12 protein-coding genes are annotated in these 13,771 nt (G+C 63.2%); 8 read left to right on the top strand and 4 right to left on the bottom strand.

All coding sequences use genetic code 11. The features are described 5' to 3' along the window. The first annotated feature begins 11 nt into the window (after window positions 1-11). The 5 genes from ASD78_RS05015 (at window position 12) to ASD78_RS04995 (ending at window position 6,044) form a co-directional block, all read left to right on the top strand. Window positions 12-1,409 carry a sigma-54 dependent transcriptional regulator gene (locus ASD78_RS05015; protein ID WP_056098784.1) on the top strand — a complete coding sequence of 466 codons (1,398 nt, stop codon included), beginning with the start codon at window positions 12-14 and terminating at the stop codon, window positions 1,407-1,409. A gap of 410 nt (window positions 1,410-1,819) precedes the next feature. Then, window positions 1,820-2,248 (top strand): pilin, encoded by a 429-nt coding sequence (locus ASD78_RS05010; RefSeq protein ID WP_056098781.1) that lies wholly within the window; start codon window positions 1,820-1,822, stop codon window positions 2,246-2,248. Between the two features lie 183 nt (window positions 2,249-2,431). After that, window positions 2,432-2,848, top strand: a complete 417-nt coding sequence (locus ASD78_RS05005) for a pilin (RefSeq protein WP_056098779.1) — start codon at window positions 2,432-2,434, stop codon at window positions 2,846-2,848. A gap of 83 nt (window positions 2,849-2,931) precedes the next feature. Continuing rightward, complete coding sequence (locus ASD78_RS05000; protein WP_056098777.1) at window positions 2,932-4,869, top strand: hypothetical protein; 1,938 nt, start codon at window positions 2,932-2,934, stop codon at window positions 4,867-4,869. Further along, window positions 4,866-6,044, top strand: coding sequence for a DegT/DnrJ/EryC1/StrS family aminotransferase (locus ASD78_RS04995; RefSeq protein WP_056098775.1), 1,179 nt, complete (start codon window positions 4,866-4,868; stop codon window positions 6,042-6,044). Before ASD78_RS05000 ends, ASD78_RS04995 begins: the two co-directional genes overlap by 4 nt. A 16-nt stretch (window positions 6,045-6,060) precedes the next feature. On the opposite strand, the gene ASD78_RS04990 is transcribed toward ASD78_RS04995, so the two are convergent. The 4 genes from ASD78_RS04990 to ASD78_RS04980 form a co-directional block, all read right to left on the bottom strand. After that, window positions 6,061-6,576, bottom strand: a complete 516-nt coding sequence (locus ASD78_RS04990; protein WP_056098773.1) for a DapH/DapD/GlmU-related protein — start codon at window positions 6,574-6,576, stop codon at window positions 6,061-6,063. Beyond that, window positions 6,569-7,444, bottom strand: coding sequence for a hypothetical protein (locus ASD78_RS04985; protein ID WP_056098772.1), 876 nt, complete (start codon window positions 7,442-7,444; stop codon window positions 6,569-6,571). The genes ASD78_RS04990 and ASD78_RS04985 overlap by 8 nt, the downstream gene beginning before the upstream one ends. A gap of 61 nt (window positions 7,445-7,505) precedes the next feature. Continuing rightward, on the bottom strand, window positions 7,506-8,192 hold the full coding sequence (locus tag ASD78_RS19825; RefSeq protein WP_343123533.1) for a glycosyltransferase: 687 nt from the start codon (window positions 8,190-8,192) through the stop codon (window positions 7,506-7,508). A gap of 699 nt (window positions 8,193-8,891) precedes the next feature. Continuing rightward, complete coding sequence (locus tag ASD78_RS04980) at window positions 8,892-9,752, bottom strand: glycosyltransferase family 2 protein (protein WP_056098769.1); 861 nt, start codon at window positions 9,750-9,752, stop codon at window positions 8,892-8,894. 139 nt (window positions 9,753-9,891) lie between these two features. On the opposite strand from ASD78_RS04980, the gene pilB reads away from it, so the two are divergent. Genes pilB through ASD78_RS04965 form a run of 3 tightly spaced genes read left to right on the top strand, consistent with a single transcriptional unit; the run spans window position 9,892 to window position 13,767 of the window. Beyond that, window positions 9,892-11,619 carry a type IV-A pilus assembly ATPase PilB gene (pilB, locus tag ASD78_RS04975; protein ID WP_056098766.1) on the top strand — a complete coding sequence of 576 codons (1,728 nt, stop codon included), beginning with the start codon at window positions 9,892-9,894 and terminating at the stop codon, window positions 11,617-11,619. 3 nt (window positions 11,620-11,622) lie between these two features. Beyond that, window positions 11,623-12,879 carry a type II secretion system F family protein gene (locus ASD78_RS04970; RefSeq protein ID WP_056098764.1) on the top strand — a complete coding sequence of 419 codons (1,257 nt, stop codon included), beginning with the start codon at window positions 11,623-11,625 and terminating at the stop codon, window positions 12,877-12,879. 24 nt (window positions 12,880-12,903) lie between these two features. After that, complete coding sequence (locus ASD78_RS04965) at window positions 12,904-13,767, top strand: A24 family peptidase (RefSeq protein ID WP_055908578.1); 864 nt, start codon at window positions 12,904-12,906, stop codon at window positions 13,765-13,767. Window positions 13,768-13,771 lie beyond the last annotated feature (4 nt).

Below are 13,771 nucleotides of genomic sequence, written 5' to 3'. Positions count from 1 at the left end.
CGGAGGACGCAATGGCTGAAACTCGTAGTGCACTGGTGATCGACGACGAGCGCGATATTCGCGAGTTGCTGGTCATGACCTTGGGCCGCATGGGCCTGCGTTGCGACACCGCCTCCAGCGTTTCGGAGGCGCGCAGCCAGCTGTCCCGCAATCGCTACGATCTGTGCCTGACCGACATGCGCCTGCCCGACGGCTCGGGCCTGGAGTTGATCGCCGAGATCAGCCACAAGCATCCGGACACCCCCGTCGCCATGATCACCGCCTTCGGCAACGTCGAAGCCGCGGTCGAGGCGCTCAAGGCCGGCGCCTTCGATTTCGTCGCCAAGCCGGTCGAGCTGACCGTGCTGCGCGACCTGGTCCGGCACGCCCTGGAACTGAACGAGGGCCGCCGCAGCACCGCCGAGACCGTGGCCTCGCGCCTGTACGGCGAGTCGCCGGCGATGGCGAAACTGCGCCAGACCATCGGCAAGGTCGCGCGCAGCCAGGCCCCCGTCTACATCGCCGGCGAGTCCGGCGTGGGCAAGGAGCTGGTCGCCCGCACCATCCACGCCGAGGGCGGCCGCGCCAGCGGCCCGTTCGTGCCGGTCAACTGCGGCGCGATCCCGGCCGAGCTGATGGAAAGCGAGTTCTTCGGCCACAAGAAGGGCAGCTTCACCGGCGCCCACGCCGACAAGCCCGGCCTGTTCCAGGCCGCCGACGGCGGCACCCTGTTCCTGGACGAAGTCGCCGAGCTGCCGCTGCCGATGCAGGTCAAGCTGCTGCGCGCGATCCAGGAGAAGTCGATCCGCCCGGTCGGCGCCCAGGCCGAAGTCGTGGTCGACGTGCGCATCCTCTCGGCCACCCACAAAGACCTGGCTGCACTGGTCGCCGACGGCCGCTTCCGCCAGGACCTGTACTACCGCATCAACGTGATCGAGCTGCGCGTGCCGCCGCTGCGCGAGCGCCTGGACGACCTGCCCGGCCTGGCCAGCAAGGTGCTCGAGCGCCTCGCCAACGCCCAGGGCCGCCCGATCCCGCGCCTGGGCGACGACGCCCTCGAAGCGCTGCGCGCCTACGCCTTCCCGGGCAACGTGCGCGAGCTGGAAAACATCCTCGAACGCGCCCTGGCCCTGGCCGAAGGCGAACTGCTCAACGCCAGCGATCTGCGCCTGCCGCGCCTGTCGACCCAGGCCCCCGCACCGGTCGCCGGCGCGGCTGCGGCCGCGACGCCCGCGGGCGCCGACCCGCGCACGCTCAACCCGCGCGACACCTCGACCAGCGCCCTGCCCTCGTACATCGAGGAAATCGAACGCGCCGCGATCCAGCAGGCTTTGCAGGAAAACCGCTACAACAAGACCCGCACCGCCGCGGCGCTGGGCATCACCTTCCGCGCGCTGCGCTACAAGCTCAAGAAGCTCGGGATCGACTGAGCGGGCCGCTACGGCGTAAAGCCATTTTCATGCAGATATGAAGCGGGCTTTTAGGCCCGCTTCGCATTTCCGGCCGCAGCTGGCCGCGCTTGGCACATGCCCGACCAACGCAGCGGAAACAGCCATCCACTTGCTCGATTCGGCCTCGCATTAAGCGACCGCACGCCCACAATGTGACGCTTAGCGTCATAGCCAATCGCGCAGGATGACCAAATGCGTCACCCCATCACGACCGACACCCCACGTCTTGCGTGATCGTCTTGTCAGTTTCGATCCAAAGACCTGCGATGGCCGCTGTTGGCATGGGTTATGCGTATTCTTACGTGCACGTGCGGCATGCACGGCTGCCAAAGGACCGAGTAGTCGGGCCTGCAGGTACGTGAAGTTCACCACTCCTAGGGGAAACACCAATGAAGAAGAACCAGCAAGGCTTCACCCTCATCGAACTGATGATCGTGATCGCGATCCTCGGCATCCTGATCGCCATTGCTCTGCCGGCGTACCAGAACTACACCATCCGCACCAAGAACGCCGAGTGCCTGAACGTCTCTGCCGGCGCCAAGCTGGCTGTGGCCGAAACTGCGCAGGACCGTGGCTCGCTGGCCGCGATCACCGCCACCAACACCGGCTTCGCCTTCACCCAGAGCGACTACTGCGACACCATCGCCATCACCGCTGGCACCGGCGTCATCACCGCCACCACCCGTAACACCACGGGCGGCCCGATTGTGCAATTCCAGCTGACCCCGACGATGCCGGCGGGCAGCGGCCGCATCGAATGGCGTTGCACCGCTTCCGGCCAGGCCAACGACGCGCAGATTCCGGCCGAGTGCCGCTAATCGCTTAGCGTAGTTCGTGGTTGCTGTATCGCTAGTGCGACACCCGAGAAACCCCGGCGAATGCGCCGGGGTTTCTCTTGAGGCCACCAGCCCAGTGCTGAGAGCCGAGCCATATGGTCTTTCCCCCGGGACCCGATCCGATGCCCACGCAGGCGCATCGCCTACTATCGCCGGGAAACTGTTATGACCAGCCAACGTGGTTTCACCCTGATCGAACTGATGATCATCATCGCGATCATCGGCATCCTGACCGCGATTGCGCTGCCGCTGTATCTCGACTACACCGCGCGCACCAAGAACAGCGAATGCCTCAGCATCTCAGCCGGTGCCAAGCTGTCAGTCTCCGAAACCGCCCAGGATCGCGGCTCGCTTTCCCTTGTGTCTGCGACCAACACTGGATTCGAATTCACCGGTTCCGATCATTGCGCCAGCATCGTTGTAGGCAACGGCGGCGTGATCACGGCCACAACAGCGACCGGCACCGGTACGGTAGTGTTCACCCTGAGACCGACGTCGCGACTGGGCGGTCTGGATTGGACTTGCACGGTGCCCAACGGGACGAATATGGTTCTGGTGCCGGCCGAATGCCGAGGCTTATGACCGGAAGCACCGCGATCGGGCCTCGAAGCCCGATACAGCGGCAGATAATCCGGTCAACGGTCGACCTCAACTAGGAATCAAAAGTGCTACCAAGGCTGTTTCTCTATGCGGCCTTGGCCGCCTCGTTCCTGCTGTACGGGATCGGGCTGTCGGGCCCCTTCCTGTTCGACGACGCCATCAATCTCGCTCCGCTCGGCCCTTGGCTGACGGGCGATGTCGGCTGGCAGTCGGTAGTGTTCGGAAACGGTTCCGGCCTGCTCGGCCGCTCCGTATCGATGGCCTCGTTCCTTCTCAGCGCAATGATCGGGGGCGCAAACCCTTATTACTTCAAACTGGGCAACTTGCTGGTTCACCTAGCCTGCGGCCTGCTCGCGTATGCGTTGCTACGACGCATGATGGCGAAAGATTCGAGCCTGGCCCCGCGCGCCGCAGCTATGGCGGCGGCGGCCACCGCATTGTGGCTGTTGCATCCGCTGCACGTGAGCACGGTGCTGTACGTCATCCAACGCATGGCGCAACTGAGCACATTGTTTGTACTGGCCTCGTTGCTGGTCTATGTGCACGGTCGCAATAAACTAGCCAACGATCAACGTCGTCAGGCTCTGTTCTGGCTGTTCGGGGCATTTCCGGCGCTGGTCGTACTGGGACTGTTGAGCAAGGAGAACGCTGCCGTCGCACCCGCCCTGTGCCTGGTGCTGGAACTGGCCTATTTCTCGAGAGAGTCCGCGCAACGCCGGTTGCTCGGCACATTCTACGGGCTAGGCCTACTGTTACCGGCGATGCTCGGAGTCTTGACGATCTTGCTGCGCCCCAACCTGTTGCTGGTCGGTTACGAAATCCGCGACTTCAATATGTACGAGCGGTTGCTGTCGCAAAGTCGGGCGCTGGTCGCGTATCTCGGCATGCTGATATTTCCGCGCGGTCCGCAAATGGGCGTTTACACGGATGGTTTCGCGACTTCGACGGGATTGTTCGCCCCGTTGACGACGTTCTTCTCGATCCTGACGCTTGCGGCTATAAGCGTCGTCGCGATCCGGCTACGTCGCCGAGCGCCCAGCGTGTTCGCTGGTTGGTTCTTCTTCCTGGTCGCTCATGCTATCGAGTCCAGCGTATTGCCGCTGGAGCTCTACTACGAACATCGCAACTATCTGCCCTCGATAGGCCTGTTGCTCATGCTGGCCGGTTTGTTGGCAATGCTCCCCGGCTTCGCCGACCCACGCCGAAGCTTTCGCGCTGCGCTTGGCGTCGCTGTAGGACTAGCCGCCCTAGGTCTAAGCGCGATCACCTGGCAACAGGTTCTGGTGTGGCGCAGCAAAGACGCCATCGTCGACCAAGCCATCGCGAATCAGCCGAATTCGGTACGCGCCGTCCAAGCCAAGGTGGTGGATGAGATCAATCGCGGCCAGTACGAAACGGCGATGCGCCTACTGGCGCCGCTGGCGGCCGACTCGGAGCCCCGTACGCGCCTGTTGGCCCACCTGGATATGGTTTCGATCAGCTGTTTGAGTGGTAGCGAAACCGACCCGGAATGGCTGAATGCGGCAATCGCGGACGCGCGTCGGAAAATGACGGTAGGCGAGATCCAGGCAGTGGGCCTGCTGGTCCAAGTCAGTAAAGAGGGGCGCTGCCATGGGTTGGACGATGAACGTATCGCCGGCGCCATCGTCGCGATCGCCGACGCCGCGACCGCGCAGCGCGACGACATTCTGCCGAAGTGGCAACTCCGCTATGCCGCCGCGCTGGTCTACGCCCGCTCCGAAAACTGGCCACAGGCTCTCAGCCAAGCCCGGCTCGCATGGCAACCGCAATCGGCACCGGAGATCGGAGGTCTCCTAGTACAGGCGCTTGCACGCAATGGACGTAGCGCGGAAGCCGAGCGCCTGCTGGAGCAGCTCGCGAAGCGTATCGATGCCCGCGACAAGGGTGGACAGGTCGTATTGTCGACCGCTCGGGCTGCGATTGATGCGTCGCGTGCAGCAGCTGAAGTCGCACCCTTATCAGCAGACGGCACACTCCCATGAGCCCGGTCGACGCCCGAACCCCCTTCTTAGTCTTCGCTGCCCCGGACATTCAGGAAGAGGAAATCGCCGAGGTCGAAGCCTGCCTGCGTTCTGGTTGGCTGGGAACCGGGCCGCGAGTGGCGCGATTCGAAGCCGATTTCGCCGTCTACCAAGGCCTGACGCCGAGCCAAGTAGCCGGCGTGAACTCCTGTACGGCAGCGCTGCACGTAAGCATGGTCGCTGCAGACCTGGAGCCGGGTAGCGAAGTCATCACCACACCCCTCACCTTCTGCGCGACCGTGAATGCCATCCTGCATGCGGGGTTGGTGCCGGTACTGGCCGATGTCGATCCGCTTACCCAAAACATCGATCCCGAGGCCATTGAGGCGGCTATCACGCCGCGGACCCGCGCCATCCTGCCTGTGCATTTCGCTGGACGCCCCTGCGAAATGGATCGGATCATGGCTATCGCGCGCAAACATGATCTGGTCGTCATCGAGGACTGCGCGCACGCGATCGAAACGGAGTTCCGCGGGCGCAAGGCTGGAACTTTCGGCGATTTCGGCTGTTTTAGCTTTTACGTCACCAAGAACGTCGTGACCGGCGAAGGCGGCATGGTGATCGGCCAAGACGCGGCGAAGATTGCCCGCGCCCGTACGCTGGCGCTCCACGGCATGAACAAGGACGCTTGGCATCGCTTCAGCGACAAAGGTTATCGGCACTATCAGGTCGTGGAATGCGGATTCAAGTACAACATGATGGACCTGCAGGCGGCGATCGGGTTGCACCAACTGGCTCGCGTGGAAAGCGCTTGGCGCCGACGTCGTGAAATCTGGCAACGCTACGACCTCGAACTAGACCCTACCGCGCTGGGCCTACCGGCGTCCGCGAACGCTGACATGCGCCATGCTTATCATCTCTATACCGTTATGGTGAATGGAACCCGCGCCGGCATCAATCGCGATACATTCCTGGATCGAATGAACCAGCTCGGCGTCGGCACCGGCGTGCACTACCTTTCGCTGCCGGAGCATCCCTATTACCAGCAACGATTGGGCTGGCACCCGGAGCACTACCCGAACGCGACTCGCATAGGTCGAGAGACGGTTAGTTTGCCGCTCTCCCCAAAGCTGACCGATGCCGATGTGGACCGAGTAATCGCCACCGTAGGTCGCGCGCTCGAACCGGCCGCTTAATCGACTGTACGCGTGTTCACTCGGCCCCATTTCTCCATTGCGCCGGCACGCCCAGCAACAAGCCCGCAGACTCCGGACTGTCGACCACCACGGCTCCCGCACCGACAACCGATCGGTCCGGCATGCGAATGCCGTCCAACAGTGTGGCGCCAGCTCCGATCCAACAACCGGCCCCGATGGTGACTCCAACGCGAGTGGGCGGGTAACGCGAGATCAGCGGCGCATCATGCGACGCGCCGACATCAGAATGGGTTAACACGATCGACCGCGCAGAGAGCGTGGACTTTTCACCTATTCGCAATGGACCGGCCAGGTCCAGCAAACAATCGACGCCGATGAAAACATCCCGCTCCACGACCAGATGCCTAAAACCGAGCTCGTAGTTCATGAACCGACACTCGTGCACACGAACGTTCGCGCCAATGCTCGCCCCGAGCAGACGCAAGGCCGCGGCGCGCCAACGAGGATGCGGCATCCATCTCAGCACTCGCTCGGCGAGCACGAACCAGACCATGCTCAAGGTTTCAGCCATGCCGCTTCCTCTGCCTCTTCATGAGAGCCAATCCGGCGGTCGCGAAGGTCACAGAGGCGATATCCACCGCGATCAACCAAATACGCGACCACAACGTTAACGCCAGTAGCTGCCCATCAGGCGCCAGAGCCTGAAAATCTGCCAGCCAAACGAAAACAGCTTCGCGCACCCCCAGCCCGCCGGGCAAGACCGAAGCGAATCCGGCGACCACCGAAATACCGGAAACGGCGACCAAACCCAAGGCCGCATCGCGCGGCTGACCCAAACTGCCCTGATAAAAGGACCACCATGCCGCATTGGCGAACACGGTGGTCGCAAGAAACGCAACCGTGCTGGCTCCCGCATGCCGTTTTAGCCAGTTGCCGAGGAGGAGAAATCTTGGCGAGAAAATCGCTATCACGCGGCCGCTGGCGAGCAATGCCAGCCAGAGCATCAGGCTCAGCACGCCGACAGCGGCGGCAGCGGCGAACGCCCCTTGCCGCAGGATCACCAGAGCTGCGGCTGCGGACGCACATTGCGCCGACGAGATGATCGCCATCAGGAACAGGTTCACCCACAACACGTCCTTCCATGAGGTCGAACCGCCCAGCATCAAGCGTTGCTGCGTTACGCCCCAGATCTTTCCGGGTACGTACTTCGCCGCTTGCGAGGCCATGAACACCAGTCGGCCCTTCCATTGGTGCGACGGCGTGACGCACCGCGCGAAAAGCCATGCCAGCGGCACGAGGTGTAGGACCGCCAGTAACACTGAAACGGCCGCCCAACCCGGGTGAATGCCAACGGGCCGGAATCCCTGACTCAGGAACACTTCGCGTGTCGAATGCAGTAAGAAGCCGATCGCAGATAAGGTCAACGCCAGCAGAGCCACACGCGCGCTCCATGTTGGCGCTAAACGTGTCCCCATAGGTTTCGCATCAGTTCCTTGTCTATCAGGTTGCATCGGGACTCCGAAACGTCGTTTCCAGGCGTGCGGCCACGTCAGGTAGCGAGAACGTACGAGCCAGCTCGGTGATTGCTGGCGCGTAGCTGGATGCCGATGCATGCATGGCTATGCTGATGGAACGCGCGAACGCTTCGGCGGTCGCTGCTTCAGCGATGAAACCTTCAGCAGGCGTCAATAAATCTGGGAGATCACCTACCGGATTGGCGATGATAGGCAAACCGAACTTCAGAGCATCCGAGAACACCAAGGGGATGCTCTCTACCCGCGAAGGCAATAGCAGGTAGTCCGCTTCAGCCAACATATGCTCGGCCTCGATGCGCCCTAAGAAACCGCTCAATCGTACCGGCCTGCCCTGGGCGACGAGACATTCACATCCAGTGCGTACTCTCTCCTCGAGTGGACCACCGCCGGCGATGTGCACAGCTCCGATCCGTGACCAGGTCTCTTCATCGAGCATACCTAGCGCCTGGAGCAGTAAATCCACCCCTTTGTTCTCGTGCCATCGGCCTAGAAACATCAATCTGTACGGCGGCGCGTCGTTAAGCGGCCGAATCCGCCGACCACTACGGATTCGGGAGCTCGGCAAGAATTCCACAGCTGTTCCTGCGACACGTTCGGCCTCGCGCGCCAACCCCACACCGTCCGCATAGCGATGCGTGGCGCCCCGAATCACGCCCCCCAGAACTCCGCGCACGATAGGCAGCCGCCCCAACGACCAGATATCGCTGCCCAACGCCCAGACCGAATAGGGGACTGCGTGCTTTCGCTGTACGCTCCGAGCAGCCCACCCTGAAGGCAAAGCCCAAAACGCCAGACTATGGCGCAACTGCCCATCCTCCGCAGCTCTCAGGCTCTGCCTGCGCAGCGACGCTAAAGTGGAGGCTATCGACAGCCAATGCCCGGGATTGCCGGGTGAGAGCAACGACAGCGGCCGACCTGGTGCGGCGAACGTCCGTACCTCCACCCCTTCTCGAGCGGCAAGCACGGCCTCGGTTCGTCCAGGAGCGACAACCCGCACTGGTCGCCGTCTCGCAAGCTCGGCCGCGAGATCCGCCACGAATGCGCCGGCAGCCTCGCTACCGTCATCGGTCTGTGGATAGGAAGTGGTGATGAGCAGAACCGCTTCCGCGCTCACGGCTTGGCAGCCTTCGCGCTAAGAATTGTCATGTCAGGCCGGGCAGTGCTAGATGCCATGGCAGCCATCCGAATCAAATTGCAGCATGCCGGCCAGGTCGGTCGATCCAACACGAGTTGAATTCGCTCGACCAAGATGGCATCGGTGACCCGCTGCGCATGCGCCAGGACTGCGCCGAACGGTCTCCACGACCCGGCCTGCCGGCATAGGACGAAATCGCCGGCGATCTGCACGACATCACGGCCGATCCGGCCGAGTATAGGTCAGCGCCGTGATCTGCTCGGAGACCAGGCCGATCAGGAAGATGATCACCGACGCACTGAGCAGCAGCAAGCTCATGTTCGTAAAGCGCCCCATGGTGCTGTATGTGAACCCGTAGTATCCGAGACCGACCAGGAAGAAAAGCAACCCTGCTGGAGCGAACAGCTTTAGCGGAGAATACAAGGTAGCAATCTTGAAAATGATCAAAAGAAAACGAACGCCATCGCGCAAAGGCCGAATATGGCTACCGTTTCCGATGCGCTTGACCACGTCCACCGACACGAACGCAACTGGATAGGCGCTGCGGAAAAAGGCCATCGTGCTGGTCGTCGGATAGCTGAATCCGTTAGGCAGCAGGTGCAGGAACTCGCGAAAGCGGTCGGCGCGGACCACCCGAAAACCAGATGTCAGGTCGAGCACTCGATGACCGGTCATCCAGGTCGCCAACCGGTTGTAGAAGGCATTGGCCAGCCCCCGGCCAGTACTGGCCTGGCCGCTGGCCCCGCGCGCACCTACTACCATGTCGAAACCGGCCTCGATCCTCGCCAATAGTAGGGGGATGTCGGCGGGGTTGTGCTGACCGTCCGCGTCCATGAACACCAACAATTCCCCGTTTGCAGCCCGAGCCCCCCGCTTGATCGCAGCCCCATTTCCCATCGAATAGGGGGATGACAATACCCGCGCGCCGGCCGCTGCGGCCACCTCCGCGGTATCGTCGGTGGAGCCGTCATCGACTACGACTATCTCGGCTTCGGGCAAAACCGAGCGCAGGAGGGGTAACACGCGCCCCAGCCCCTCGGATTCATTTTTTGCCGGCAAGATCACTGATACGCGCATACACTCCTCCCTTCTCAGCCCAGAATACCCTGATCCCTGATCCAGCCAGAACCCGCCTAGTCCGGAAAAGCGACGGCGGTCCGTTCGCCTTGAGCGAGGTTTGGGGTAAAGTCGGTCTGGGGAAAAACCGAGGACTGCGATGTCTAGCGTCGCTACCGCCAATTTGGTGGGGATCACCGGCATTGCCCGGCGTCTGGTGCTGGACGGCGCTCTGGAAGAGTCCGCGGCCCGCGAAGCCATGGCCGCCGCCAGCAGCGAACGCAAGCCGATCGCGACCTACCTGTCCGACAAGCGCCTGGTTTCGGCCGGCCAGCTCGCCGCCGCCAACTCGATCGAGTTCGGCGTGCCGCTGTTCGATGCCTCCACGCTCGACTCCTCGCAATCGGCGATCAAGCTGGTCAGCGAGGAACTGGTCCGCAAGCATGCCGTGCTGCCGCTGTTCAAGCGCGGCAACAAGCTGTTCGTGGGCCTGGCCGATCCGACCAACACCCGTGCCCTGGACGAGGTCAAGTTCCAGACCAACCTCGTGGTCGAGGCCATCCTGGTCGACGAGGACACCATCCGTCGCAGCCTGGACCAGTGGTTGGAATCGGCCGATGCGCTCGGCGACGGCGTCAACGAGGAAGGGCTGGAGACGCTCGACGTCGGCAGCGGCGACGACGACCTGACCGCCGCCGGCGACAGCGGCGTCGACGCCAAGGGCGACGACACCCCGGTGGTGAAGTTCGTCAACAAGGTGCTGGTCGACGCGATCCGCCGCGGCGCCTCGGACATCCACTTCGAGCCCTACGAAACCGAATACCGGGTGCGCCTGCGTATCGACGGCATCCTCAAGCAGGTCGCCAAGGTACCGATCAAGCTCAGCCCGCGCATCGCCGCGCGCCTGAAGGTGATGGCGCAGCTGGACATCGCCGAAAAGCGCGTGCCGCAGGACGGCCGCATCAAGCTCAACCTGTCCAAGACCAAGCAGATCGACTTCCGCGTCAGCACCCTGCCGACCCTGTTCGGCGAGAAGATCGTGCTGCGTATCCTCGACGGCAGCGCTGCGCGCCTGGGCGTGGACAAGCTCGGCTACGAGGAAGATCAGAAAGAACTGTTCGTCGGCGCCGTGGTCAAGCCTTACGGCATGGTCCTGGTGACCGGCCCGACCGGCTCGGGCAAGACGGTGTCGCTGTACACCGCGCTCAATATCCTCAACGACGACATGCGCAACATCTCCACCGTCGAGGATCCGGTCGAAATCCGCGTACCGGGCATCAACCAGGTGCAGATGAACGTGAAGCGCGGCATGACCTTCGCCGCCGCGCTGCGCAGCTTCCTGCGCCAGGATCCGGACGTGATCATGGTCGGCGAAATCCGCGACCTTGAGACCGCCGAAATCGCGATCAAGGCCGCCCAGACCGGCCACATGGTGCTGTCGACCCTGCACACCAACGACGCCCCGCAGACCATCGCGCGCCTGATGAACATGGGCGTGGCACCGTACAACATCACCTCGTCGGTGACCCTGGTCATCGCTCAGCGCCTGGCCCGGCGCCTGCACGACTGCAAACGCGAGGTCCACCTGCCCGAGCACGCGCTGCTGGCCGAGGGCTTCAGCCACGACGAGATCGTCGGCGGCCTCAAGATCTACGAGCCCGCCGGCTGTCCGGACTGCACCGAGGGCTATAAGGGCCGTACCGGCATCTACCAGGTCATGCCCATGACCGAACAGATCCAGGCGATCGTGCTCGAAGGCGGCAACGCGATGCAGATCGCCGCCGCCGCATTGAAATCCGGCGTCCGCGACCTGCGCCAATCGGCGTTAATGAAGGTCAGGAACGGCGTCACCAGCCTCTCCGAAATCAACCGCGTTACCAAGGACTAAACCATGTCCGCGACCCGCACCGCGACCAAGCAGCAGACCCCCGTCCGCCGCCCCAATCCGCTCGAAACCTTTGTCTGGGAAGGCAAGGACAAGCGCGGCATCGTCATGAAAGGCGAACAGTCGGCGAAGAACGCCAACATGCTGCGCGCCGAGCTGCGCCGCCAGGGCATCACGCCCGGCACGGTCAAGCCCAAGGGCAAGCCCTTGTTCGGCAGCGCCGGCAAGCGCATCACGCCGCGCGACATCGCCATCTTCAGCCGCCAGATCGCCACCATGATGAAATCCGGCGTGCCGATCGTGACCTCGCTGGAGATCATGGCCGGCGGCCAGAAGAATCCGAAGATGAAGGCGCTGATCAATACGGTCCGCGCCGACCTGGAAAGCGGCTCCTCGATGCACGAGGCGCTGAGCAAGCACCCGGTCCAGTTCGACGAGCTCTACCGCAACCTGGTCAAGGCCGGCGAATCGGCGGGTGTGCTGGAAACGGTGCTCGACACCGTCGCCAGCTACAAGGAAAACATCGAAAGCCTGAAGGGCAAGATCAAGAAGGCGCTGTTCTACCCGGCCACGGTCGTGGCGGTGGCGATCCTGGTCAGCGCGATCCTGCTGATCTTCGTGGTGCCGCAGTTCCAGAAGACCTTCGAGAGCTTCGGCGCCGAACTGCCGGCGTTCACCCTGATGATCATCGGCGCCAGCGATTTCATGATCGCGTACTGGTGGGCGGTGCTGCTGCTGGTGATAGGCATCGGCGTGGGCTTCATCATGGCCAAGAACCGCTCGCCCGCGTTCGCGCACTTCCTCGACCGCATGATGCTGAAGATCCCGGTGGTCGGGCAGATCCTGCACAACTCGGCGATCGCGCGCTTCGCCCGCACCCTGGCGGTGACCTTCAAGGCCGGCGTGCCGCTGGTGGAGGCCCTGGACACCGTCGCCGGCGCTACCGGCAACGTGGTCTACGAAACGGCCGTGCGCCGCGTCCGCGACGACGTCTCCGTGGGCTACCAGCTCAACATGTCGATGAAGCAGGTCAACCTGTTCCCGCACATGGTGATCCAGATGACCGCGATCGGCGAAGAGGCCGGCGCGCTCGACACCATGCTGTTCAAGGTCGCGGAGTTCTACGAGGAAGAGGTCAACAACGCGGTCGACGCGCTGTCCAGCCTGCTCGAACCGCTGATCATGATGGTGCTGGGCGTGATCGTGGGCAGCATGGTCATCGGCATGTACCTGCCGATCTTCAAGCTCGCCGCGACGATCTGACCGACCTGGGGTTATCCTTCTCGCATGGCATTCCTGGATCAGAACCCCGGCCTCGGGTTTCCGCTCGCGGCCGGTTTCGGGCTGTTGGTCGGTAGTTTTCTCAACGTGGTCATCCTGCGCCTGCCCAAGCGGCTGGAATGGCAGTGGAACCGCGACGCGCGCGAGATCCTGGAACTGCCGGAGATCTACGACCCGCCGCCGCCCGGCATCGTGGTCGAGCGCTCGCATTGCCCGCACTGCAAGCATCAGCTGAGCTGGTACGAGAACATCCCGGTCTTCAGCTACCTGTTCCTGCGCGGGCGCTGCCGCAATTGCAAGGCGCCGATCTCGCCGCAGTACCCGCTGGTCGAGGCGCTGACCATGCTGGTGACGCTGGCCTGCGTCTGGCGCTTCGGCTTCGGCTGGCAGGGCTTCGGCGCGATCGTGTTCAGCACTTTCCTGATCGCGATGTCGGGCATCGATTTCCGCACCAAGCTGCTGCCCGATCAGCTGACGTTGCCGTTGATGTGGTTGGGCCTGGTCGCCAGTTCCGACAATCTGTATTTCCCGACCAAGCCGGCCCTGCTCGGCGCGATGGCCGGCTATCTGAGCCTGTGGTCGGTGTGGTGGGTGTTCAAACAGCTCACCGGCAAGGAAGGCATGGGCCACGGCGACTTCAAGCTGCTGGCCGCGATCGGCGCCTGGGTCGGGCTCAAGGGCGTCCTGCCGACCATCCTGCTGTCGTCGCTGGTCGGCGCCATCATCGGCTCGATCTGGCTGACCGCACGCGGACGCGACAAGGCCACCCCGATCCCGTTCGGTCCTTACCTCGCGGTCGCGGGCTGGATCGTGTTCTTCTGGGGCGAGCAACTGGTCGGCGCATACATGCGCTACGCCGGGCTGCGCTGACCGC

Source organism: Lysobacter sp. Root667, from assembly GCF_001427715.1.
Lineage (GTDB): Bacteria > Pseudomonadota > Gammaproteobacteria > Xanthomonadales > Xanthomonadaceae > Lysobacter.
Note: the sequence above shows the minus strand (reverse complement) of the source record. Positions and strands in the feature narration are given on the sequence as shown.

Coding starts and splice junctions, on each gene's coding strand:
- ASD78_RS05015 (WP_056098784.1), top strand. CDS start 12: ATGGCTGAAACTCGTAGTGCACTGGTGATCGACGACGAGCGCGATATT.
- ASD78_RS05010 (WP_056098781.1), top strand. CDS start 1,820: ATGAAGAAGAACCAGCAAGGCTTCACCCTCATCGAACTGATGATCGTG.
- ASD78_RS05005 (WP_056098779.1), top strand. CDS start 2,432: ATGACCAGCCAACGTGGTTTCACCCTGATCGAACTGATGATCATCATC.
- ASD78_RS04995 (WP_056098775.1), top strand. CDS start 4,866: ATGAGCCCGGTCGACGCCCGAACCCCCTTCTTAGTCTTCGCTGCCCCG.
- ASD78_RS04990 (WP_056098773.1), bottom strand. CDS start 6,576: ATGGCTGAAACCTTGAGCATGGTCTGGTTCGTGCTCGCCGAGCGAGTG.
- ASD78_RS04980 (WP_056098769.1), bottom strand. CDS start 9,752: ATGCGCGTATCAGTGATCTTGCCGGCAAAAAATGAATCCGAGGGGCTG.
- pilB (WP_056098766.1), top strand. CDS start 9,892: ATGTCTAGCGTCGCTACCGCCAATTTGGTGGGGATCACCGGCATTGCC.
- ASD78_RS04970 (WP_056098764.1), top strand. CDS start 11,623: ATGTCCGCGACCCGCACCGCGACCAAGCAGCAGACCCCCGTCCGCCGC.
- ASD78_RS04965 (WP_055908578.1), top strand. CDS start 12,904: ATGGCATTCCTGGATCAGAACCCCGGCCTCGGGTTTCCGCTCGCGGCC.